The organism is Pseudoalteromonas maris, from assembly GCF_049257235.1.
GTDB lineage: Bacteria > Pseudomonadota > Gammaproteobacteria > Enterobacterales > Alteromonadaceae > Pseudoalteromonas.
Genome location: NZ_JBMMUF010000009.1, coordinates 125697 through 148966, shown reverse-complemented (window position 1 = coordinate 148966; position 23270 = coordinate 125697). Strand labels below are relative to the sequence as shown.

Sequence of the window (23270 nt, the reverse complement as noted above, 5' to 3'; positions counted from 1 at the left end):
TTGGTCTACAACTGCCAATTTAAAAGCGAGGGAATAATCTCGTTGAGTTCTTTTGCCAATTGATTTCATTACACTCTCCAAATTAAGTTTGAAAAGTGTCAACGCTATTTAGGACGGGTCAATTATTTAAAATAAAAAAGGCATCCAATCGGATGCCTTTTTTTGCATATCGATACGATTACGCTAGTTTAGCAAGGATCGCATTGAATGTATTGCTAGGACGCATTGCTTGGAACGCAAGCTCATCGTTAGGCTGATAGTAGCCGCCAATATCCATGCTTGGACCTTGTGCTTCATTAAGCTCATTGATGATAGTCTGCTCATTTTCACGAAGTAGTGATGCTACTTCAGTGAAGCGGGCTTTCAGATCTGCGTCTGTATCTTGTGCTGCAAGTGCTTCTGCCCAGAAAAGGGTAAGGTAGAAGTGACTGCCACGGTTATCAATCTCGCCAACTTTACGTGATGGAGACTTGTTCTCGTCAAGGAACTGAGCCGTTGCTTGGTCAAGAGTATCTGCCAGTACTTGCGCCTTAGCGTTGTTAGTACGTGCACTAAGGTGCTCGTAAGATGCAGCCAATGCAAGGAATTCACCAAGTGAATCCCAACGTAAGTGGTTTTCTTGTTGGAACTGTTGTACGTGTTTAGGTGCACTACCACCGGCACCCGTTTCGAACAAACCACCACCGTTCATAAGCGGTACGATAGACAACATTTTCGCACTTGTACCAAGCTCAAGAATAGGAAATAAGTCTGTTAGATAGTCACGCAGAACGTTACCCGTTACAGAGATTGTGTCTTTGCCTTCTTTGATGCGCTCTAAAGAGTATTTAGTCGCAGCGATAGGGTCTAAGATTAGGATCTCAAGGCCGTCAGTGTCGTGTTGAGGTAAGTAGGCGTTAACCTTTTTGATTAGCTGTGCGTCGTGAGCACGAGCTTCATTCAACCAAAACACTGCTGGGGTGTTGGTTGCACGCGCACGGTTAACAGCAAGCTTTACCCAATCTTGGATAGGTGCATCTTTAACCTGACACATGCGCCAGATGTCTCCAGCTTCAACGTCGTGTTCAATTAACACAGTGTCATTGGCATCAACTACTCGTACTTTACCCGCACTGGTGATTTCGAACGTTTTGTCGTGCGAACCATACTCTTCTGCTTTTTGTGCCATTAGTCCAACGTTCGGAACGCTTCCCATTGTACTTGGGTCGAACGCTCCGTGTTCTTTACAGAACTCTACCGTTGCATCATAAACACCAGAGTAACTGCGATCTGGAATAACAAATGCTGTATCTTGTAACTGACCGTCTGCATTCCACATTTGGCCAGATGAGCGAATCGCAGCTGGCATAGACGCATCAATGATTACATCACTTGGTACATGTAAGTTTGTGATACCGCGGTCAGAATCCACCATAGCTACACGTGGACGCTGCTCATAAACGGCCATGATGTCAGCTTCGATTTCTTTGCGCTTCGCTTCATCAATGTTTTCAATGCGCGCGTAAACATCGCCAATACCGTTGTTTACATCTACGCCTAGCTCAGCAAACAAGTCCCCGTGTTTGTCAAACACGTCTTTGTAGAATACTTTTACAGCGTGGCCGAAGATGATTGGATCTGACACCTTCATCATGGTTGCTTTCATGTGCAACGAGAATAAAACACCGTCTTCTTTTGCTGCATCAATTTGCTCAGCAATAAACGCATGTAGTTTCGACACGCTCATGCGTGAGCCATCGATGATTTCACCATCTAAGAGCTTAACTTCAGGCTTTAATACTGTTGTGTTGCCAGCTGCATCAACATGCTCAATACGCACGCTGGTCGCTTTTTCAACCGTAACTGATTGCTCTGAGCCAAAGAAGTCACCGTCTTGCATAGATGCAACACGTGATTTTGAGTCCTTGCTCCATGCACCCATTGAGTGTGGGTTTTTACGAGCGTAAGCTTTTACTGAAGCCGGTGCACGACGGTCTGAGTTACCTTCACGAAGTACTGGGTTTACAGCACTGCCTTTGATTTTGTCGTAGCGGGCTTTGATATCTTGTTCTTGTTCATTCTTAGGCTCATCAGGGTAGTTAGGAAGGTCATAACCCTGCGCTTGAAGCTCTTTGATAGCCGCTTTTAACTGTGGAATAGATGCACTGATATTTGGCAGTTTGATGATATTCGCTTCTGGTGTCTTAGCAAGTTCACCTAATTCAGCTAAAGCATCGCCAATACGCTGTTCTTCTTTTAAGAACTCAGGAAATACTGCAATGATACGACCAGCAAGTGAAATGTCGCGAGTTTCAACATCGATACCGGCTACGCCTGAGTAGGCTTGGATAACTGGAAGCAATGAATAAGTAGCCAGAGCTGGCGCCTCATCAGTCTTGGTGTAAATGATTTTCGAGGTCATTTTTGGTCCTAATTTAACGTTTTGTGTTATCAACCGTAGTCGCTTACTAGCAACTTATCGGCTGACATCTGCTGTCACTGCTATGCAGTGTAACAAGCAAATAAGAAAAGCTCCATCCAACCATAAGTAAGGGCGGGGGAAAAAATTTCAAGTTTAGTTTACAAAAAAGACCAGAAGTTTACGTGTGAGTTGAGATTTTGAGGGGGTTAGAAAGATCAAAGCGAGCATAAGCTCGCTCTTCGATGTAACAAAACAGCATTGCGACTGTTTTCACTGGCACAAAGAAATACCGTTAAACGCCTTCAGAGCCGTCAGTAGGCAAAATGTTTGTTGCATGAAGCCCTTTAGGGCCTTGTTGTAGTTCGAAGGTTACATCTTGACCTGCTTTGAGCGTTTTGTATCCATCCATGACTATGGTGGAGTAGTGCGCAAAAATATCATCTTCACTTCCTACTTCTTGGATAAAACCGAACCCTTTGGCGTTGTTGAACCACTTGACTTTTCCACAAGCCATACTTCTACATCCTTCTATAAGTTGACTAATTTAGTTAATCTAAACCTGATAGTTTGTTAGACTGCTTAATAGGTAGGCAGCCTAGATTTGACTGTAGTTTATTTAATCACTCAGTCAAGTGGTTTGTGCATTTTTTTAACAATTTATTTATTTTTGATTTCAGGGTTGCTTGAGATCTGTAAAAGAAGACTATATTTAGTTATGAGTGGAATGAAAGATTCGGGTGTTGTAGAGCGTAGCCGTGACGAACAGAAGGAAAAGTTACAGCCGCCTCGAAAGTACAAAGTAATTTTGAACAATGACGACTACACGCCAATGGATTTTGTGATAGAAGTTTTAATGACTTTCTTCAATATGGATAGTGAAAAGGCAACAGATGTGATGCTCAAGGTTCACCATGAAGGAAAGGCGGTGTGTGGTGTGTATCCTGCGGATATCGCTTACACCAAAACTGAGCAAGTAAATCGTTTTGCCAGAGAGCATGAGCATCCACTGCTGTGCAGTTGTGAGCAGGAATAACGAGTATTTAGTTTTTGGGGGTTGCCGATGCTAAACAAAGATTTAGAAATTACTTTAAATGAAGCGTTCAAAGAAGCCCGTACTCGTCGTCATGAATTTATGACGGTTGAGCATTTGCTCTTAGCACTATTAGATAACCCGTCTGCCAATGAAGCGCTTATTGCATGTGGTGTTGATCTCCAGGTGTTGCGTGCTGAACTCTCAGAGTTCATTGACGAAACGACACCTGTTATTTCCGATTTAGAACAAGAACGAGAAACACAGCCTACGTTAGGATTTCAACGTGTGTTACAGCGCGCCGTTTTCCACGTCCAATCATCAGGTAAGAGCGAAGTAACCGGCGTCAACGTGTTGGTTGCAATTTTTTCAGAACAAGAAAGCCAAGCCGTTTATCTACTCAAAAAGAACGACGTAAACCGTTTAGATATCGTTAATTTCATTTCTCATGGTATTTCTAGTGCTGACGATGACAGTGAACACATAGATGATCATGAGGACATTCCTGAAGAGCTCGCTTCAGAGAGCTCAGAAGAGCAGAATATTCTCGATAAATATACGTCGAACCTAAATGTACTCGCACAAAAAGGGCAGATAGACCCGCTTATCGGCCGTGATCAAGAAGTGGAGCGCACTGTCCAAGTTTTGTGCCGACGCAAAAAGAATAACCCGTTGCTTGTTGGCGAGGCAGGTGTGGGTAAAACCGCAATCGCGGAGGGACTGGCATATCGTATCGTGAACAACGAAGTACCTGATGTGATTGCCGATGGCGTGGTGTACTCACTAGACATGGGCGCTTTGCTTGCTGGTACTAAATACCGCGGTGACTTTGAGAAACGTCTAAAGAGCTTACTCAAGCAACTACAGCAAGAAAAAGGTGCAATTTTATTCATTGATGAAATTCACACGATCATCGGTGCTGGTGCTGCATCTGGCGGTGTTATGGATGCATCAAACTTGATTAAACCACTTTTATCAAGCGGGCAACTTCGTTGTATGGGGTCTACGACATACAACGAGTTTAAAAATATATTTGAGAAAGATCGTGCGCTCGTTCGTCGTTTCCAAAAGATTGATGTCAATGAGCCAAGTGTTGAAGATACAACGAAGATCCTCAACGGTTTGAAAGAGCGTTACGAGGAACACCACGGCATTCGTTACACCCAAAAAGCACTGCGTGCTGCGGCAGAGCTCAGTGCTAAATACATCAATGAACGTCACTTACCAGATAAGGCAATTGACGTAATTGATGAAGCAGGTGCAAATCAGCGTCTACAACCGATTTCCAAACGCAAGAAAACAATTGGTGTCGCAGATATAGAGCAAATTATCGCTAAGATTGCGCGTATACCGCAGCAAAGCGTGTCTTCATCGGACAAAGAGGTTCTGAAGAATCTTGATAGAAACCTTAAAATGTTGGTGTTTGGTCAAGACCAATCAATTGACGCTTTGTCATCTGCTATTCGTTTGTCCCGTTCTGGATTAGCTAACGAAGATAAGCCTGTCGGTTCCTTCTTGTTCGCAGGTCCAACGGGGGTAGGTAAAACCGAAGTGACCAAACAGCTTGCCAAGTGCATGGGAATTGAGTTCTTGCGCTTTGATATGTCCGAATATATGGAGCGTCATGCAGTTAGTCGTCTTATAGGTGCACCTCCTGGTTATGTTGGTTATGAGCAAGGTGGTTTGTTAACTGAGGCAGTAATTAAACACCCACATGCTGTTGTACTTTTGGATGAAATAGAAAAAGCACATAGCGATATCTATAACATCCTGTTGCAAGTCATGGATCATGGCACTTTGACCGACAATAATGGCCGTAAAGCTGACTTCAGAAATGTTATTGTTGTGATGACAACCAATGCCGGTGTTCAAGAAACAGTGAAAAATGCCATTGGTTTTGTTGATCAGGATACGTCGCACGATGCGCTTGGTGAAATTAATAAGGTGTTTACACCAGAATTTCGCAATCGATTAGACAACATAATTTGGTTTAACCATTTAGATACCGATGTGATCTTGCAAGTTGTTGATAAGTTCATTGTAGAACTGCAAGCTCAGCTCGATAAGAAATCAGTTAACCTTGAACTTACTGATGGCGCTCGCAAATGGCTAGCCCACAAAGGTTACGATAAGGCTATGGGCGCTCGCCCGATGGCGCGTGTGATACAGGAGCAGCTCAAAAAGCCACTTGCTAATGAAATTCTATTTGGCAGCTTAGTGGATGGTGGAGATGTTAAAGTGAGTGTTGATAAGAAGTCTGATCAACTGAAGTTTGATTACGCCACACAGATGAGCCCAGCATGACGGGTTTCATCTTTTCAGGTTAACAAAAAGCCCAGCATTTGCTGGGCTTTTTGCTAAATCGGCTTAGCGTGCAACAAATTAACGAGCACGGAAAACGATACGGCCTTTTGATAGATCGTAAGGCGTAAGTTCCACAGTTACTTTGTCGCCAGTTAAAATACGAATGTAGTTTTTACGCATTTTACCGGAAATGTGAGCCACAACAACGTGACCATTCTCAAGCTCTACACGGAACATTGTATTTGGCAAGGTATCTAAAACCGTTCCTTGCATTTCAATTACGTCTTCTTTCGCCATATCTAGCGTAACACCTCTGTGATAGTTAAACGCATGCGATTGTGCCCAAAAGCAAAGGATATGTAAAGGCGCACCGCTGAATTTGTCGATTTTGCCGTCAAATAACCTCTACCCATTGGTCGTTTTGTAATCTTTGCGCTCTGATATACTTAGTTTTGTAATTCATTTTTTTACAGTCATCAATTTGGTACCCCAAATAGACAAATGTCTTATCGCATCGACGCGCATACTCAATTTGCTTCATTATCATCACGCTGCCGAGACTAAATTCTTCATAATCAGGGTCAAAAAAGGTGTAAATGGCAGACAAAGCATTATCCATTACATCCGTCACGGCAACGGCAATTAATTTATCTTCATCCCACAACTCAATAAAATGGATATCCATCCAATGACAGAACAAAAAGCTGTCATACTGCGTGCGCTGTGGTGGATACATAGAGCCGTCGCTATGGCGTTCATTAATATATCGCTCATACAAGTCATAATACTCGCTCTGCTCATCCTCACTCACGCGCAGCGTAAAACCTTTTGCTTTGTTTAGTTTTCGTTTTTGTGAGCGAGATGGCGCGAATTCACTGGCAATAACGCGCACCGACTCGCACGCTTTACACGCGGGGCAGTGGGGGCGATAAATTTGCTCGCCACTGCGTCTAAACCCTTGTTGGAGAAGTATTTCGAACCCTGTAGGCGTATAGCAGCTTGGATCAAGTATGACTAAAAGCTGTTCCTCTTGTTCACTTAAATAGCTGCACTGAAATTTTTGGCTGAGGCCTATTTTAATTGCTAAATGTCTGGCCATAAGGGCTCACTATCTCATGCGGTTGCCAAAACGAGAGATCACAAAGAAGCTCGTTACTACGCTTAAGTCTAGTTAAAAATACGGCTCTTGGCACGGGTGATGCGCCTAACTTTTCAAGGTAGGGGTTCATTAACTGGCAATCGATAAAATCACAATCGTGCTGTTTTAGCAGCTCCACCAGTGCCCACATTGCCAACTTTGAGCAATCAGTCTCTTTATGAAACATAGACTCGCCGCAAAACACCCGAGATTGCATGATGCCATAAAGACCACCGACAAGTTCTTGCCCTTGCCAGACTTCAATACTGTGCGCTATGCCAGCTTTGTGGGCGTTTATATAGGCGAGCTCCATGTCATCGGTGATCCAAGTACCTTCATCATCCATTCGTTGCCATTTGCAGGCGCTTATCACCTCGGCAAAGCAAGTATTTACCGTGACACGAGGCTTAAGTCGCTTGAGTGCTTTTCTCAGGCTGCGGCTAACATGAAATTGTTCAAGTTCTATGACAGCACGTTCACTAGGCGACCACCACATCAGCGGTTCACCGTCGCTGTACCAAGGAAATATGCCGTTGCGATAGGCATCAGCCAGTCTATTCACTGACAAACACCCGCCAATTGCAAGTAGGCCATCAGGTTGCGTAAGGGCAGTGTGGGGATCAGGAAATCCCTCGCTGATAGAGCCTAGTTGTTGGAGATACTGAGTCATATAAGAAAAGGGGCGATAACGCCCCTTTACCTCGTTACTTTAGGTTATCTAAATAACGCTCTGCATCTAGTGCGGCCATACAGCCCGTACCTGCAGATGTAATAGCTTGACGGTAGATGTGGTCTGACACATCGCCAGCTGCAAATACACCTTCAATGCTTGTTTGTGTGGCATTACCGTTAAGACCAGATTCAACGACTAGGTAACCGTCTTTCATCTCAAGTTGGCCTTGGAACATGTCTGTGTTTGGTTTGTGACCAATGGCAATGAATACGCCGGCCAAATCCAATTCTTGTGTTGCATCAGATTGACTGTCTTTAATGCGAATTCCGGTTACACCCATATCATCGCCTAGAACTTCATCTAATGTACGGTTCCAATGGATCGTAACGTTGCCGTTGTTTGCTTTTTCTAACAGGCGATCAGCCAAGATTTTCTCACTGCGGAAGCTGTCACGACGGTGGATTACATGCACTTCAGAGGCGATGTTTGATAAATAAAGCGCTTCTTCAACAGCAGTATTACCACCGCCTACTACCGCCACTTTTTGGTTCTTATAGAAGAAACCATCACATGTTGCACACGCTGATACACCACGACCTTGAAACGCTGTTTCAGACTCTAAACCAAGGTATTTTGCTGACGCACCTGTAGCAATGATCAGTGCGTCTGCAGTGTAAGTTCCCGAATCACCCTTAAGCTCGAAAGGACGAACGTTTAAGTTAACTTCGTTAATATGATCAAAAACGATTTCCGTTTCGAAACGCTCGGCATGCTCTTTCATACGCTCCATTAGCGCAGGACCTGTTAAACCATGAGCATCTCCAGGCCAGTTTTCAACTTCAGTTGTTGTAGTTAGCTGTCCACCTTGTTGGATACCAGTCACTAACACAGGGTTTAAGTTAGCTCGCGCTGCATACACAGCCGCTGTGTAGCCTGCAGGGCCTGAGCCAAGAATAAGTAATTTACAATGTTTGGCGCTCATAATACGTCTCGATAATTTTAATTGAATGTAGTTATGCGGGTGATTCTAAGAAAAACAACGCATAAGTAAATAATTTTGCTAATTTTCAAATTGTGTAAAATCTCTAGCTGTCAAAATAACTGTACTGTTTGTTTTAACGCCAAAAAGCCGTATCGCGGACGTTATTTCATGACCTTGGATATTTTTTTTGATATGTTCTAGGCAATTACAAACTCGTCTGATGCATTTTTATGCGTGGCGACGCAAAGAATAAAGAACTTTATGTATTTTTGGCAACATCAAGCTGGCTATAGCCTGCAAGAGCAAGATATTGAGATATTAACGGATGCACAGAGCTATCGCTCCAAGCTTCTAGAGCTCATTGCTGGTGCCGAACGCCGTATTTATATTACTGCGCTTTATCTTCAAGATGATGAAGCAGGGCGTGAAGTGTTAGATGCCTTACATCAGGCATCGTTAGAAAAGCCGCAATTAGAAATTAAAGTGCTGGTTGATTTTCATCGTGCGCAACGTGGTTTAATTGGTGCTGCACAAAGCGAAGGCAATGCAGCGCTCTATATAGAGCGTTTAGAGCACTTCAACTCTCGCGTTGAAGTGTATGGTGTTCCTGTTAAAGCCAAAGAACTATTTGGTGTATTGCACCTCAAAGGCTTCGTAATTGACGATACCTTGCTTTACAGCGGGGCGAGTTTAAATAATGTGTATTTGCAATACTTCGATAGATATCGTTTAGACAGGTACTTCCTCATTCACAACACCGCCTTGTGTGATTCATTAGTAAGCTTTACTGATGAAACATTACTCAGTAGTGAAGCAGTGCCGCGAATCGATGTTCGACCAGTTCCTCGCTTTACAACGTTCAAAGCAAAACATAAACAGTTATTGAAGGCACTAAAGAGGGCTCAATACCCAAATACACAAGAGTGTAAAGACGCAGCGTTGTCTGTGAGGCCATTCATCGGTCTAGGACGACGTGATAACAAACTTAATCGCTTAATTAAGCAGCTATTTGATATTACCGAATCTGAATTGGTCCTTTATACGCCATACTTCAACTTTCCGACGCCGTTATTGAGAGCGTTAAGAAGGTTGCTAAGACAAGGCAAGCAAGTGACCATTATCGTTGGTGATAAAACGGCCAATGATTTTTATATTCCGCCACACGAACCATTCTCAAAGGTTGGTGCGTTACCCTATTTATATGAAACTATCTTGGCGAAATTCTTAAAGGCACAACAGAAGTTTGTAGATAACGGTAATTTGAATGTGTATCTGTGGAAGCATGATTCAAACTCCTTCCATTTGAAGGGGATTTGTTCCGACAACCGCTATCATTTGCTTAGTGGCCATAACCTCAACCCAAGGGCGTGGGGGCTAGATATTGAAAATGGTATTTTCATTGATGATAAAGATGGCAAGCTAAAAACAGTCGTCAACGATGAAAAGCAATCGATTTTGGCACATTGCAAACGCTTAAATAGCTATACTGAGCTCGAGCAATTAAAAGACTATCCTGAGCCTGTGCAGAAAATACTCGGTAAGGCCAAACGCGTGAAAGTAGACTTTATAATTAAACGGTTTATATGATGACAAATAAAAAACCCGCCAACTAGGCGGGTTTTTTATTGCATGTAACGTGCTTATAACGTTTCTACTGCTGTACGCGGGTCAACATATTCCATGTTGAATGCTTCAGCTACTTCTTTATATGTCACTTTACCTTTGATTACGTTAAGGCCAGCAAGGAAGTTGCTGTCTTCAAGCAACGCTTGCTTATAACCTTTGTTCGCAAGTTTAATGATGTAAGGTAATGTTGCGTTGTTTAGAGCAAACGTTGATGTGCGTGGCACTGCGCCGGGCATGTTTGCAACACAGTAGTGTACAACGTCATCAACAATGTAAGTAGGCTCATCGTGTGTAGTTGGTTTAGATGTTGCGATACAACCACCTTGGTCGATTGCAACGTCAACAATTGCAGCGCCAGGCTTCATCGCTTTGATGTGATCTGCTGTAACAAGCTTAGGTGCAGCTGCGCCTGGGATAAGCACGCCACCGATAACTAGGTCAGCTTCTAATACGTGCTTTTCAAGCGCGTCAGCAGTAGAGTAAATCACTTTAGCTTGAGAGCCGAACTGCGCATTAAGGCTACGTAGTACGTCGATGTTACGATCCAAAATAGTAACATCAGCACCAAGACCTACAGCCATTTGTGCAGCGTTACGACCAACCATGCCGCCACCAATAACAACTACTTTAGCTGGCTCAACACCAGGAACACCGCCTAACAACATACCGCAACCATGCTTTGACTTTTCAAGTGCTTGTGCGCCAGCTTGAATAGACATGCGGCCAGCAACTTCAGACATAGGAGCAAGTAATGGTAAGCCACCTTTACTGTCGGTAACTGTTTCGTATGCAATACAGATTGCGCCACTTTTCACTAGGTCTTCAGTTTGAGGAAGATCTGGTGCTAGGTGTAGGTATGTGAAAAGAATTTGGTCTTCACGAAGCATCGCACGCTCAACAGCTTGCGGCTCCTTAACCTTGATGATCATATCAGCCGTAGCGAAAACTTCAGCGGCAGTCGAGATGATTTTCGCACCTACCTCTACATAGTCTTCGTCGGTAAAACCAATACCAAGACCCGCGTTAGTTTCAACGATCACTTCATGACCGTGGTTGATTAGCTCGCGAGCGCTTGCTGGGATCATGCCCACACGGTATTCGTGGTTTTTAATCTCTTTTGGTACACCGATAATCATAAGTAACTATACCTTACATTGAACAGGAAAATTTTTCACTATTGTACTCATGGTTAAATAGTGTGTCTCACTGTTTTGAAATGTACAGCCAGTGTATTAAACTATATTTAATTTAAATTTAGATGAATTGACTGGTGTGAATAATGCATCAACAACTTGACCGTATAGACCGCAATATTCTCGTGGAACTGCAACGTGATGGACGTATTTCTAATGTTGAACTTGCAAAGCGTATTGGTCTGAGTGCGACCCCCTGCTTAGAGCGGGTAAAAAAGTTAGAAAGAGAAGGGTACATTCGTGGCTATAAAGCAGTGGTCGACCCAGCAAAGCTAGGCCAGGCTTTGTTGGTGTATGTAGAGGTTACTATCACTAAAACCTCCCCCGATGTATTCGATGAGTTCAATCAGGCGGTACGTAAGCATGATGAAATTGTCGAATGTCATCTCGTATCTGGTAATTTTGATTTTCTCTTAAAAACACGCGTAACCGATATGTCTGAATACCGCCAAGTCCTTGGCGACATATTGTTAAAATTACCAAACATCTCAGAAAGTAGGACGTATGTGGTTATGGAAGAAGTAAAAGGCGAAGAAGCGCTAATTATTCGCCCGCAAATTCCTAGTTAAATTTGCCGCCACGAATGAAGTGGGTATCACTGATTATAAACACAGTGCAAAAATGACAAAGAATTGTTATTGTTAAGAGTATTGCGCTGTAGTATTACAAAAAGAATAAGGATAAAGGAATATGCGCCTAAACGGTGTACAAAGACTGCTAGAAACAGGCTTAATAATAAGCACTGCATTCGCTATTTTTGTTTTGTGCGCGCTCATCAGCTTTGATCCAGCCGACCCTTCATGGTCGCAAACAGGTGAGTTCATAGAGGTCAGCAACATTACAGGCACTGCTGGCGCATGGTTAGCTGATATCTTATTGTTTAGTTTTGGCTGGCTCGCCTTTTTTGTACCCGCTGCCATTCAAATGTTCGGTTATTTCGCGTTCAAAAGACCCCATCAAGTTTTACGTCTTGACTACATTACCTTAGCACTTCGATTGATTGGTCTTGTGTTATTCGTGCTCAGTGCGTGCGCCATTAGTTCGATAAATTTCGATGATATTTTTTATTTTTCCTCTGGCGGGGTAGTGGGGGACGTCATTTCCTCAGCGATGTTGCCAGCGTTTAACTTTACGGGCACCTCCATATTATTGCTGTGCTTTTTCTTTGCCGGCATTACGTTAATGACCGGGATCTCTTGGGTGCAGTTCGTAGACGTGCTAGGTGATTTAGTAACTCGTGCCTGTAAGCGTGTTTGGTCATGGATACACAGCAAGCGTGCGCAGTACCAAGAAGAATATAACAAAGCTGAGCAGCACAATAATCAGGTCGCCATTGAAGACGGTGCCTCTGTTACTGACGAAGCGACTGAGATAGCACCTATTCGTGCACATGATGACATTCAAATAGGCGATCTTGATAGCGTTAAAGAAACCAGTTCAGCACAGCAAAGTGCAGAGAATATGTTTGCACCTGAACCCAAGGCTGATGACGTCAATGTTGATGAATCAGTGTCGCAAAATACACAAAAGCAGCACCCAGCACTTGATGATTTGGACGATATATTCGCCGAGGAAATGACATTTAGTGCAATAGATGATGAAAATTTTGATACGGTTAGCGCATTGAATGAGTTAGATAAAGCGCAGCCGCTTCCTCAATCACAAACAGAGCCGCCTGAACAAGAGCTCACGCGTAAGTCTAATGTCACCCAATTGCCAGCTCGCCAATTGAGCGCCAAAGAGAAATTCGAACAGCTATTGGAAGAGCGTCCACCTATGGACCCGTTGCCATCTTTGGACTTACTGGACAGGCCTGATAAGCAAAAGAACCCCATCTCCGAAGAAGAGCTTGAAGCAGTGTCACGTCTTGTAGAAGCAAAACTACAAGATTTTGGCGTGCAAGCGTCAGTGGTAGGTGTCTATCCTGGACCAGTTGTTACACGTTTTGAGTTAGACTTAGCACCGGGAATTAAGGTGGCAAAAATCACTGGTTTAGCCAAAGACTTAGCTCGTTCATTGTCTGCTGTGAGCGTGCGCGTAGTTGAGGTTATTCCTGGGAAAACGTACGTTGGCCTGGAACTTCCAAACAAACACCGCGAAGTAGTTCGCCTCTCAGAGGTAATCAATGCGCCGAAGTTTGAGCAGAACAAATCACCACTGACCATGGTTCTTGGAAAAGATATTGCGGGTCAACCTGTGGTTGCAGATCTTGCGAAAATGCCGCACTTGCTTGTTGCTGGTACAACAGGGTCAGGTAAGTCAGTGGGCGTTAATGTCATGATATTAAGCTTACTTTACAAATCACCGCCTGAAGATGTGCGGATGATTATGATAGACCCGAAGATGCTAGAGCTATCTGTCTACGAGGGTATTCCGCATCTTTTATGTGAGGTTGTTACTGACATGAAAGAGGCCGCTAATGCATTGCGTTGGTGTGTAGGCGAGATGGAGCGACGTTACAAACTCATGTCAGCCTTAGGTGTTCGTAATCTTAAGGGTTACAACCAAAAAGTGTTAGATGCCAAAGCCGCGGGTCAACCTATTATGGATCCGTTGTTTAAAGACACCGATGGCATGGCGGATGGTCCGCAAGAGTTAGATAAACTCCCGAGCATCGTCGTTGTCATTGACGAATTTGCTGACATGATGATGATTGTTGGTAAAAAGGTAGAAGAACTCATTGCCCGTATCGCGCAAAAAGCCCGTGCAGCAGGAATTCACCTTGTCCTTGCTACACAGCGACCATCAGTGGATGTAATAACGGGCCTGATTAAAGCGAATATTCCAACGCGTATGGCGTTCCAAGTGTCGTCGAAAATTGATTCACGCACGATATTGGACCAACAAGGCGCTGAGCACCTCCTTGGTATGGGTGATATGTTGTATTTGCCGCCGGGTACGAGTGTGCCGATACGTGTACACGGCGCGTTTGTTGACGATCATGAGGTGCATGCCGTAGTGAATGATTGGAAAGCGCGAGGCAAACCTAATTATGTTGAGGAGATCCTCAACGGTGACGCGGTTGAAGATGTTTTGTTACCGGGTGAGACAGCAGAAGATGAAGATGGCGAGGCCGATCCACTGTATGATGAGGCTGTCGCTTTTGTAATCGAAAGTGGTCGTGTGTCGGTATCAAGTGTGCAGCGCAAATTGCGTGTCGGTTATAACCGCGCAGCTCGTTTAGTCGAACAAATGGAACAATCTGGGCTTGTAAGCCCTCCGGGACATAATGGTGCCCGAGAAGTACTGGTAAAAAATAACGCCAGTTAACAGACACCAAGTGGAGGTCTATATGAAAAAAATGATTACACCCGCACTGGCAGCAACATCAATATTGGCCAGTTCGTTTACACTGGCTGATGAAGCCCAGCAGTTAAAGAAACAACTATCACATCTATCATCTTTGAATAGTGCGTTTACGCAACAGGTTTATGACCCACAGGGTGAATTAGTAAGTGAAAGTGAAGGGCGGTTAGAATTAGAGCAACCCAAAAAAATTCGCTGGCAACAAAATCAGCCAGACGAAACCTTATTCGTATCTAATGGCGTTAACAGCTTCTACTTTGACCCCTTTGCTGAGCAAGTAACGTTGCTCGATACTGAAACATTGATAGACAGCACGCCTTTTATTTTGCTGACTACCAATGATGACGCCTTATGGCAACAGTTCTCTATTACTAATGAAAACGCTGCATACGTTGTTACACCGATCAATCGTGATAATGCGCAAGTTGAGCAGCTAACACTCTATTTCGGTGATGATTTACAAGTCAGTAAAGTAGAAGTGCTCGACCGTTCGGGGCAGCGTTCTGTATTTACGTTTGTAGATGCCGCAATTAATGAAGATATAGACGATGCGCGTTTTGATTTTGTTATCCCAGAGCATGTATTCGTTGATGACCAAAGGAAATCTGCTGGAACGGATGTAAGTGGCGAATAATTTTTCTCTCGATTTTGCACCCGACGTGCGTCCACTCGCGGCGCGCATGCGTCCAACAACGCTTGACGACTATATTGGCCAGGACCACATTCTTGGCCACGATCAGCCTTTGTATCACGCAATACGCTCAGGTAATTGTCATAGCCTCATTTTATGGGGGCCTCCAGGTGTAGGTAAAACCACCCTTGCACACATTATCGCCCACCATTGTGATGCTCAGTTTATAGAACTTAGCGCTGTCACCGCTGGTGTTAAAGATATTCGTGATGCCGTGGAACAAGCACGTGTTGCTTTGCAAAGTGGTCGCAGAAGCCTGCTATTTGTAGATGAAGTTCATCGGTTTAATAAGTCGCAACAAGATGCACTACTTCCGCATGTAGAAAATGGCACATTTATCTTTATCGGTGCTACCACCGAAAACCCTTCATTTGCACTCAACAACGCAATTCTCTCCAGGGCGAGGGTGTATACATTACACAAGTTAGCATCCGAGCAACTTGCACAGGTTGTATACCACGCAATATCGAGCGACTCGCAACTGATTGCCCAAAATATCTCAATCGATGAGCAAAGCATCAAGCAACTTTGTGATAACGCAGGCGGAGATGCTCGCAATGTATTAAATCTGCTAGAAGTTGCAGCAGAATTAGCATCTCATAGTGCAACAAAAGGGGTGATTAACAGCGAGGTGATACAACAAGTGTCGCCGCAAATGCTGGCGCGCTATGACAAAGGTGGCGACCATTATTATGATTTGATCTCTGCTTTTCATAAGTCAGTGCGCGGTTCGAGTCCCGATGCTGCTTTATATTGGTATTGTCGCATAATAACTGCCGGAGGCGACCCGCTTTATGTAGCAAGGCGATTGCTTGCTATAGCCACAGAAGATATCGGTAACGCTGACCCAAAAGCCATGCAAGTTGCGCTCAATGCCTGGGATATCTACCATCGAGTTGGACCTAGCGAAGGTGAGCGTGCCATAGCGCAAGCGACTATTTATCTGGCCAGCGCCCCTAAAAGTAATGCCGTATACAGTGCGTTTAATGAAGCTAAGCGCCATGCAATTGCGACTGCTGATTTAGATGTTCCTCACCATTTACGAAACGCACCAACTGGGCTCATGAAAGAGCAAGGTTTCGGTGAAGATTATCGTTATGCTCATGATGAGCCAGGAGCGTACGCGGCAGGTGAGAATTTCTTCCCGCCACAAATTAAAGATACCCAATATTACTTTCCCACCGAACGTGGTTTAGAAAAGCGCATCGGTGAAAAATTAACATATCTAAAAGATCGCGACGCACACAGCCCGAGGAGACGATATGAACGTGATTAGTACCTATTTGCTTATTGCGTTAGGGGGAGCCTTGGGTGCGTGCGCGCGTTTCGGTGTTAATGAATTAGCATTAAAACTCCTGCCTAAGGGATTCCCTTTTGGCACGCTGACAGTTAATATTCTCGGTTCATTGTTAATGGGCGTTTTATTTGGCCTTTTGGATCGTGAAATTCTCACAAATCCACACCGCTTAACCCTAGGAATTGGTTTTTTAGGCGCGCTAACAACATTTTCAACATTTTCGCTCGATACCTTGTTACTTATGCAACAAGGCCAGTGGCTGAAAGTGGCGTTAAACATCCTGCTTAATGTCGGGGTGTGTATTTTTATGGCTGCATTAGGCCTCATGCTAACAACGCAAAAAGGTTAAAAACTCACATGTTAGATTCAAAGTATCTCCGTCAGGACGTAGATCAAACAGCAGCACGTTTAAAAACACGTGGTTTCGAATTAGACGTTGCGACACTTGCTGAGCTTGAAGAAAAGCGCAAAGCGCTACAAACAAAAACACAAGAATTACAAAACGAGCGTAACACCCGCTCCAAAGCAATTGGTCAGGCAAAGGCAAAAGGCGAAGACATCCAGCCACTGCTAGACGCAGTCGCAAATTTGGGTGATGAACTAGAAGCTGCTAAAAAAGAGCAAGATGAAGTACTTGCACAGCTAAATGACATAGCATCAGGCTTACCAAATCTACCTGCACAAGAAGTTCCTGTAGGCAATGATGAAGCTGACAACGTTGAAGTGAGCAAGTGGGGCGAGCCTAAGTCATACGACTTTGAAGTAAAAGATCACGTAGACCTAGGCGAAGCACTTGATAAAGGCCTAGATTTCGAAGCCGGTGTAAAACTATCTGGTGCACGCTTTACTGTAATGCGCGGCCAAATTGCGCGTATGCATCGTGCTCTTGTTCAATTCATGCTTGATACGCACACAGATAAAAATGGCTACACTGAAATGTATGTGCCATATCTTGTGAACAAAGACAGTTTGTTTGGTACAGGTCAGTTACCTAAATTCGCAGAAGATCTTTTCCACACTGAGAAACTTGGCGAACACGACGCGGGCTTTAGCTTAATCCCAACGGCTGAAGTGCCTCTAACCAATTGTGCTCGCGACGAAATCTTTGACGAAAAAGAGCTACCGCTACGTATGACTGCTCATACGCCATGTTTCCGCAGTGAAGCTGGTAGCTATGGTCGTGATACCCGAGGTCTTATTCGTCAGCACCAATTTGATAAAGTCGAATTAGTACAACTTGTTAAGCCGGAAGAGTCAATGCAGGCCCTTGAAGAACTAACGGGTCATGCAGAGCAAATACTACAAGTATTAGAACTGCCTTATCGTAAAGTGGTGCTGTGTACAGGTGATATGGGCTTTGGTGCAACTAAGACCTATGACTTAGAAGTTTGGTTACCAGCACAAAACACATACCGCGAGATTTCATCATGTTCAAACATGGGCGATTTCCAAGCCCGCCGAATGCAGGCACGTTTCCGCCGAGCTGGTGAGAAAAAGCCAGAGCTTCTGCACACCCTTAATGGTTCAGGTCTTGCTGTAGGTCGTACCTTAGTAGCTATTCTTGAGAATTACCAACAAGCAGATGGCTCTGTAGTGGTACCAATCGTACTGCGCCCATACATGGGTGGTTTAGAAGTCATCAGCGCAAAATAAAGCTGATAACTACGTTAAAAGAAGCCGCTATTTAGCGGCTTTTTTTTGTTTAAATGTGTGTTACATGTGTCGCGCGATTTTAATTGACTGTTTATAAAAGCTGGTCTAATTTCGCTGTGAAAGGTGCCGGTGCACTTTAACAATTCAAGGGAGTGCGCAAGGCGCGTATCACACCATGCTTAACAGTGATTTTATAGATTTACTCAAGACCATCATTCGCCAGCCCAGCGTGGTTGGCGCTGAACACTCATTTTTTCGAGTATTACAGCGTGAACTCGAAGAGCGTGGAGCACATGTTACTTGGTATGAAGGATTGTTAGTTGCCCAAGGTAACAAACCATTCAGTACTATGTTCTCAGCTCACATTGACCGCCATGGGCTCATTTGTACCGGACCAAATGAATTTCAATATGCTGCCTTCATTGCTGGTAATAGAACTGATTTATTAAATAATTCAGTGTCCGAAGAGCTCATGACTAAAATCACTGAGCGCTTTAAAAATGAACCTGTGTATGCGTACGAGCCATGGTCCGGCGCTTATCGTGGCAATGGCATTATAAAAAATTCCTACATTTGCGAATTTAGAAACAACCTTATTTTTGAAATTGATGGCCTCGAAGGTTTAGTGGCAGGCACACCCGTGGCCTTCAAAGATAAATTGAAAATTGATAATGGCAGACTCTACGGCCAATTAGACAACGTCCTCAGCGCCGCAGCGCTTGTACACTTATTCAGCATGGGCTTCCAAGGTACTGCATTTTTTACTGCGCAAGAAGAGGCAGGGAAGAGCTGGCGTTATTTGCTAGAGTGGTTTAGGCGCTTCGGTGGCTCGACAAATAGACTATTTGTTGTGGATACCAGTCCATTTCCCGACACAGATGCGGCAAATAATCAGCAGCTGGTACTGCGTTATAAAGATGCCAACGCATCATTTAATTTAGAAGCAACACGCAAAGTAGAGCAGCTATGTAAGGCGCACAACATGAGTTACTTGTTTAAAGACGAGTATGTAGAGCAGCACAACGCGGAATTGGTAAGTCAAGGATTAGAGCCTAACTCTATTGGTAGTACTGAGCTTGGACGCATTATTGCCGCGTCAAATGGTTTGGTTGATGGTACGACAATTCAAGTGCCTACTACAGGCTATCACACAATGTCTGAGTCGGCTGCGATTGAGTCTGTAGAAAGTTTTTTAACAATGCTAATGCAGTTGTCAAAAGAACAGTAACTGATATTTTTTTAAGCAGAGCAGTGCGCTCTGCTTGTGTATTGGATGTTAATCTCTAAACTTCATTTCCTGAAGTAATGCAGTACTCATTACAGTGCGATACTCTGCTCGGTTACCACTTTCAGCCTGCATTTTTTCCATACTCTTCTTAGCCCATGCCATGTACGTTTTACGCCTTTTTTCATTTTCGGCCACTGACGCCATGTTTTCAAACACCCTGACTATATACAAGTCTGGCTCGTCTGCTCGGGCATGGACATTGCTAATGATTGAATAACTGATCAGCCAGCCTTGTTCTACGGCAAAATCAGAGTTCTTACGCCACTCCGACGCCAACCATTTAGCATACTTTAGACCCGCTCCATCGGAGATTTTTATCCCTGTAACTTCCCAGTAGTTTCCACCTATAAATGGTGGTTCATGATCATCTGCGTGTACGACTTGAATAGACATCAAACTAAAAACACAAAACAACGCTCCTATTAATAAGTTCTTAGACATTATTTGCTCCTTGTTTCAAGCTGCGATATTGCAACATGAGCCAATAAAGCTAGTCGGCGTTGTATGAGTTGTCTAATTTGTACCTATGGTTTTGTATATACGCATGTTTTATTGTCATTCAGTGCCGATAAAACCACCCGTTTGGTGAGCCCACAACTGCGCGTATATTCCTCCTTGTTGGATTAATTGTTGATGCGTACCTTGCTCAACAATGTGGCCTTTATCCATAACGACTAGGCGGTCCATTTGTGCAATGGTAGATAACCTATGGGCAATGGCAATCACCGTTTTTCCTTGCATGAGCGTGTCTAAAGAAGCTTGTATAGCAGCCTCTACTTCTGAGTCTAGGGCCGATGTTGCTTCATCTAAAACCAGTATTGGCGCGTCTTTTAACAGTACCCTCGCAATCGCTATTCGTTGACGCTGGCCACCAGATAGCTTGACACCACGCTCGCCGACTTGTGCATCGAGCCCCTTATTGCCATGAGTATCTTCGAGATCTTTTATGAAATCCCATGCTTTGGCTTGTTGTGCAGCGTGGATAATTTGCTCATCCGTTGCATCAGCTAGACCATAGCCGATATTCTCACGCACACTACGATGAAGTAGTGCAGTGTCCTGCGATACCATTGCGATTTGCTTGCGTAGACTCTCTTGGGTGACCGTGTCTATTGCTTGGTTGTCGATGCGTATCTGACCTTGTTCTAAGTCATAAAAACGTAACAGCAGATTCACCAGCGTCGATTTACCAGCCCCAGAGCGACCAACAATACCGACCTTTTCACCCGCACTAATGGCCAGGTTTAAAGACTTAAGAATACTGCCCTGAGTGCTGTTAATCTGCTTGCCATAATTAAAGGTAATGTTGTCAAAATGAATAGCACCACTTCGTATTGCTAATTCATCGGCATCGTTTTTATCTTTTACTTCAATAGGCTTAGTGAGGGTTTGCATGCCATCGGCGACAGTGCCAATGTTTTCAAACAATGCACTGACTTCCCACATAATCCACTGTGCCATTCCATTGAGACGTAAAGCTAAACTCACGGCGATAGCAATCGCTCCAACACTTATTAAACTAAACGACCATAGGTAAATTGAGAGCGCAGCAATTGCGGCGACTAGGGTATAGTTGAGAACTTGAACACTTACTTGTAAGCCGGTAGCCAAACGCATTTGGCGGTATACAGGGTTAAGAAATAAGGTCATCGACTCTTTGGCATAATGTTCTTCTTGAGCTGAGTGAGAGAACAACTTTATGGTGGAAATGTTGGTGTAGCTATCTACGATGCGCCCAGTCATTTGTGATCGAGCTTCGGCTTGCTCCTCGGCTACTTCTCGTAACTTGGGAATAAAATAACGTTGGATGCAAATATACCCCACTAGCCAAACTAGCATTGGCATCATCAAACGCCAATCGGCAGATCCTATAAAGAACAGCATGGCGCTGAAGTACACGATGATATACACCGCAACATCAAGAAGTTTGATAACCGTTTCTCTTACCGCTAAAGAAGTTTGCATGACTTTCGTTGCGATTCGCCCAGCAAAATCATCTTGATAAAAACTAAGACTTTGACGCAGTAAATAGCGATGCGCTAACCAGCGTATCGACATGGGATAATTTCCCAATAAACTTTGGTGCAATATTGCAGAATGTATAAACACTAAAGCGGGTAAGGCGACGAGTGTGACCAACCCCATTAGCCACAATGTCTCAGTTTCTTGAGCAAATAACTCATCCGGTGTGGTATTACTCAGCCAGTCAACAAGCTGCCCCATAAAGTTAAACAGAGACACTTCAATAATGGCCAGTAGGGCGGCGCTGATTGACATTACCAATAACGGCCACTCCATTCCTTGTGTGTAATAGCGACAAAATGCCCACAAGCCAGAAGGGGGAGCTTTGGTTTCACGCTCAGGAAAAGGACGAGTGAGTTTTTCAAAAAATGCGAACATGGACAACACAACTGCAAAATACAATGGCGTCCAGTTTAACGACAATCCACTAGGCTGCCTAGTGTGTCGATAACGTTTTACAGTTATCGACAAGCATCACAAAAGCAATACTTTAAAGCCAATCAAAATAAGTACGACGCCGCCGAGGAACTCCGCTTTGCTCTCTAACCATGTACCACTGCGCGCACCGACAAAAACCCCAATGGCTGAAAATAACATCGTTGTTACGGCTATGATGGCACACGCTAGCAATGCTGGCACATCAACAAGGGTGAGGGTAAAGCCTGCTGCCATGGCATCAATACTGGTGGCAATTGCGAGGATAAGGAGCACTTTATGGGTGATGTGTGAAATGTCTTCCTCAATGCCCTCGCTCATGGCTTCAAATAGCATCTTAGCGCCAATCGCAATTAACAGCGCAAAGGCTATCCAATGAGCATAATCCTCAATCCAACCTAAAACGCCTTTGCCACCAAGATAACCGATAAGTGGCATGACCCCTTGAAAAATACCAAAATAGACGGCTGCTTTTATCGCTAATGGTCTTGTTGCGGTGGCATGCTTTGACCCTAAGCCAATGGATACGGCGAACGCATCCATACTCAATGCAATGGCTAATATGAGAACTTCAATCATGTAATCAATAGGTAATAATGACGGTTAACTATGGCCGCATTTGGATAATGCGGCCGTTACTGCGCTTTTAATCTTTTGCGTAGGTACGCTGCATGATGTAAACGTAAGCAGAAATGAAAGCTTGCTCTTGGAATTTCTTAAGGCCCGTTTCTTCAAATTCCACAGGAATTGGGTTGCGTTTTAATTGCTCTTTAATGGTCGTTGCATTGAGTATACGCACGTCTAAGTCGCTTATAAGTTGCAACGCGGCTTCCATTTTGAACCCTACAGCGCCGCCAGCGAATTTACCTTTTTGTGGACGACCTTTAATTGCAATTGAATCAACACCGTAATCTTCCATAAGTTTTTTAAAATCGCGGTAAAACTTTTGCATTTGCTCAGTGTCATCTGAGTTGCCAAGTACAAATCGTGTTTGTCGCACGTCGCGGATGTCAAACACGTCGTTATCTCTAGATAGTAAACACAGCAGTACTTCACTGCCTTTAATTTCAACACCACAGGTATTCATGTTATATCGCCTTTGAATTCAATGGGCTTCATTATATCAGAGATAATTGGGGGGTGTTTATCTTTGCTGTGTGTTTTTGCATAAGTTACTGAGGATTTTATGCAGCTAGGTCTGGCGTCGCAGCGCGATTTTAGGTAGGCCAGG

The 23270-nt window shown here is 44.0% G+C and carries 21 protein-coding genes; 10 read left to right on the top strand and 11 right to left on the bottom strand.

Going from position 1 to position 23270, the window contains the following annotated elements; translation table 11 throughout:
• Positions 1 to 178: 178 nt before the first annotated feature.
• On the bottom strand, positions 179 to 2401 hold the full coding sequence (locus AAEU32_RS13050; protein WP_421970966.1) for an NADP-dependent isocitrate dehydrogenase: 2223 nt from the start codon (positions 2399 to 2401) through the stop codon (positions 179 to 181).
• A gap of 292 nt (positions 2402 to 2693) precedes the next feature.
• The gene (gene cspD, locus AAEU32_RS13045; RefSeq protein ID WP_421970965.1) at positions 2694 to 2915 is read right to left on the bottom strand and encodes a cold shock domain-containing protein CspD; all 222 of its coding nucleotides are present in this window, start codon (positions 2913 to 2915) and stop codon (positions 2694 to 2696) included.
• 201 nt (positions 2916 to 3116) lie between these two features.
• Here cspD and clpS point away from each other — a divergent pair, with 201 nt between their 5' ends.
• Together clpS and clpA are read left to right on the top strand one after the other, a co-directional pair.
• Positions 3117 to 3434, top strand: coding sequence for an ATP-dependent Clp protease adapter ClpS (gene clpS / locus AAEU32_RS13040; RefSeq protein ID WP_421970964.1), 318 nt, complete (start codon positions 3117 to 3119; stop codon positions 3432 to 3434).
• Between the two features lie 27 nt (positions 3435 to 3461).
• Positions 3462 to 5735 carry an ATP-dependent Clp protease ATP-binding subunit ClpA gene (gene clpA, locus AAEU32_RS13035; protein WP_421970963.1) on the top strand — a complete coding sequence of 758 codons (2274 nt, stop codon included), beginning with the start codon at positions 3462 to 3464 and terminating at the stop codon, positions 5733 to 5735.
• Positions 5736 to 5813: 78 nt separating this feature from the next.
• Here clpA and infA read toward each other — a convergent pair whose 3' ends face one another.
• From infA to trxB, 4 genes are all read right to left on the bottom strand, one after another.
• Positions 5814 to 6032: a translation initiation factor IF-1 gene (gene infA, locus AAEU32_RS13030; protein ID WP_010560183.1), complete on the bottom strand. Its 219-nt coding sequence runs from the start codon at positions 6030 to 6032 to the stop codon at positions 5814 to 5816.
• 97 nt (positions 6033 to 6129) lie between these two features.
• Positions 6130 to 6834: an arginyltransferase gene (locus AAEU32_RS13025; protein WP_421970962.1), complete on the bottom strand. Its 705-nt coding sequence runs from the start codon at positions 6832 to 6834 to the stop codon at positions 6130 to 6132.
• Positions 6812 to 7543 carry a leucyl/phenylalanyl-tRNA--protein transferase gene (gene aat / locus AAEU32_RS13020; RefSeq protein ID WP_421970961.1) on the bottom strand — a complete coding sequence of 244 codons (732 nt, stop codon included), beginning with the start codon at positions 7541 to 7543 and terminating at the stop codon, positions 6812 to 6814. The genes AAEU32_RS13025 and aat overlap by 23 nt, the downstream gene beginning before the upstream one ends.
• A gap of 34 nt (positions 7544 to 7577) precedes the next feature.
• Complete coding sequence (gene trxB / locus AAEU32_RS13015; protein ID WP_421970974.1) at positions 7578 to 8531, bottom strand: thioredoxin-disulfide reductase; 954 nt, start codon at positions 8529 to 8531, stop codon at positions 7578 to 7580.
• 258 nt (positions 8532 to 8789) lie between these two features.
• Between trxB and pssA the strand changes: the two genes are divergently transcribed.
• Complete coding sequence (gene pssA / locus AAEU32_RS13010; RefSeq protein ID WP_421970960.1) at positions 8790 to 10115, top strand: CDP-diacylglycerol--serine O-phosphatidyltransferase; 1326 nt, start codon at positions 8790 to 8792, stop codon at positions 10113 to 10115.
• A 53-nt stretch (positions 10116 to 10168) separates the two neighbouring features.
• Here the strand turns inward: pssA and ald are convergent, their stop codons facing one another.
• Positions 10169 to 11290 (bottom strand): alanine dehydrogenase, encoded by a 1122-nt coding sequence (gene ald / locus AAEU32_RS13005; RefSeq protein WP_421970959.1) that lies wholly within the window; start codon positions 11288 to 11290, stop codon positions 10169 to 10171.
• 143 nt (positions 11291 to 11433) lie between these two features.
• Between ald and lrp the strand changes: the two genes are divergently transcribed.
• The 7 genes from lrp to AAEU32_RS12970 all read left to right on the top strand — a co-directional run bounded on the left by lrp (position 11434) and on the right by AAEU32_RS12970 (position 19522).
• Positions 11434 to 11916, top strand: coding sequence for a leucine-responsive transcriptional regulator Lrp (gene lrp, locus AAEU32_RS13000; RefSeq protein ID WP_421970958.1), 483 nt, complete (start codon positions 11434 to 11436; stop codon positions 11914 to 11916).
• A 121-nt stretch (positions 11917 to 12037) separates the two neighbouring features.
• On the top strand, positions 12038 to 14617 hold the full coding sequence (locus AAEU32_RS12995; RefSeq protein ID WP_421970957.1) for a DNA translocase FtsK: 2580 nt from the start codon (positions 12038 to 12040) through the stop codon (positions 14615 to 14617).
• 22 nt (positions 14618 to 14639) lie between these two features.
• Entirely contained in the window at positions 14640 to 15287 is a 648-nt protein-coding gene (gene lolA / locus AAEU32_RS12990) for an outer membrane lipoprotein periplasmic chaperone LolA (RefSeq protein ID WP_421970956.1), read from the top strand.
• Between the two features lie 46 nt (positions 15288 to 15333).
• Complete coding sequence (locus AAEU32_RS12985; protein WP_421970973.1) at positions 15334 to 16620, top strand: replication-associated recombination protein A; 1287 nt, start codon at positions 15334 to 15336, stop codon at positions 16618 to 16620.
• A complete protein-coding gene (gene crcB / locus AAEU32_RS12980; protein ID WP_421970972.1) occupies positions 16613 to 16990 on the top strand; it encodes a fluoride efflux transporter CrcB in 378 nt (125 codons plus the stop codon). The genes AAEU32_RS12985 and crcB overlap by 8 nt, the downstream gene beginning before the upstream one ends.
• A gap of 8 nt (positions 16991 to 16998) precedes the next feature.
• Positions 16999 to 18294: a serine--tRNA ligase gene (serS, locus tag AAEU32_RS12975; RefSeq protein WP_421970955.1), complete on the top strand. Its 1296-nt coding sequence runs from the start codon at positions 16999 to 17001 to the stop codon at positions 18292 to 18294.
• A 175-nt stretch (positions 18295 to 18469) separates the two neighbouring features.
• Positions 18470 to 19522, top strand: a complete 1053-nt coding sequence (locus AAEU32_RS12970) for a peptidase M42 (protein ID WP_421970954.1) — start codon at positions 18470 to 18472, stop codon at positions 19520 to 19522.
• A 48-nt stretch (positions 19523 to 19570) separates the two neighbouring features.
• Here AAEU32_RS12970 and AAEU32_RS12965 read toward each other — a convergent pair whose 3' ends face one another.
• The 4 genes from AAEU32_RS12965 to AAEU32_RS12950 form a co-directional block, all read right to left on the bottom strand.
• Positions 19571 to 20023 carry a hypothetical protein gene (locus AAEU32_RS12965; RefSeq protein WP_421970953.1) on the bottom strand — a complete coding sequence of 151 codons (453 nt, stop codon included), beginning with the start codon at positions 20021 to 20023 and terminating at the stop codon, positions 19571 to 19573.
• Between the two features lie 114 nt (positions 20024 to 20137).
• Positions 20138 to 21982 carry an ABC transporter ATP-binding protein gene (locus AAEU32_RS12960; RefSeq protein WP_421970952.1) on the bottom strand — a complete coding sequence of 615 codons (1845 nt, stop codon included), beginning with the start codon at positions 21980 to 21982 and terminating at the stop codon, positions 20138 to 20140.
• 96 nt (positions 21983 to 22078) lie between these two features.
• Complete coding sequence (locus AAEU32_RS12955) at positions 22079 to 22618, bottom strand: manganese efflux pump MntP (RefSeq protein WP_421970951.1); 540 nt, start codon at positions 22616 to 22618, stop codon at positions 22079 to 22081.
• A 67-nt stretch (positions 22619 to 22685) separates the two neighbouring features.
• The gene (locus AAEU32_RS12950; protein WP_421970950.1) at positions 22686 to 23126 is read right to left on the bottom strand and encodes a DUF3010 family protein; all 441 of its coding nucleotides are present in this window, start codon (positions 23124 to 23126) and stop codon (positions 22686 to 22688) included.
• Positions 23127 to 23270 lie beyond the last annotated feature (144 nt).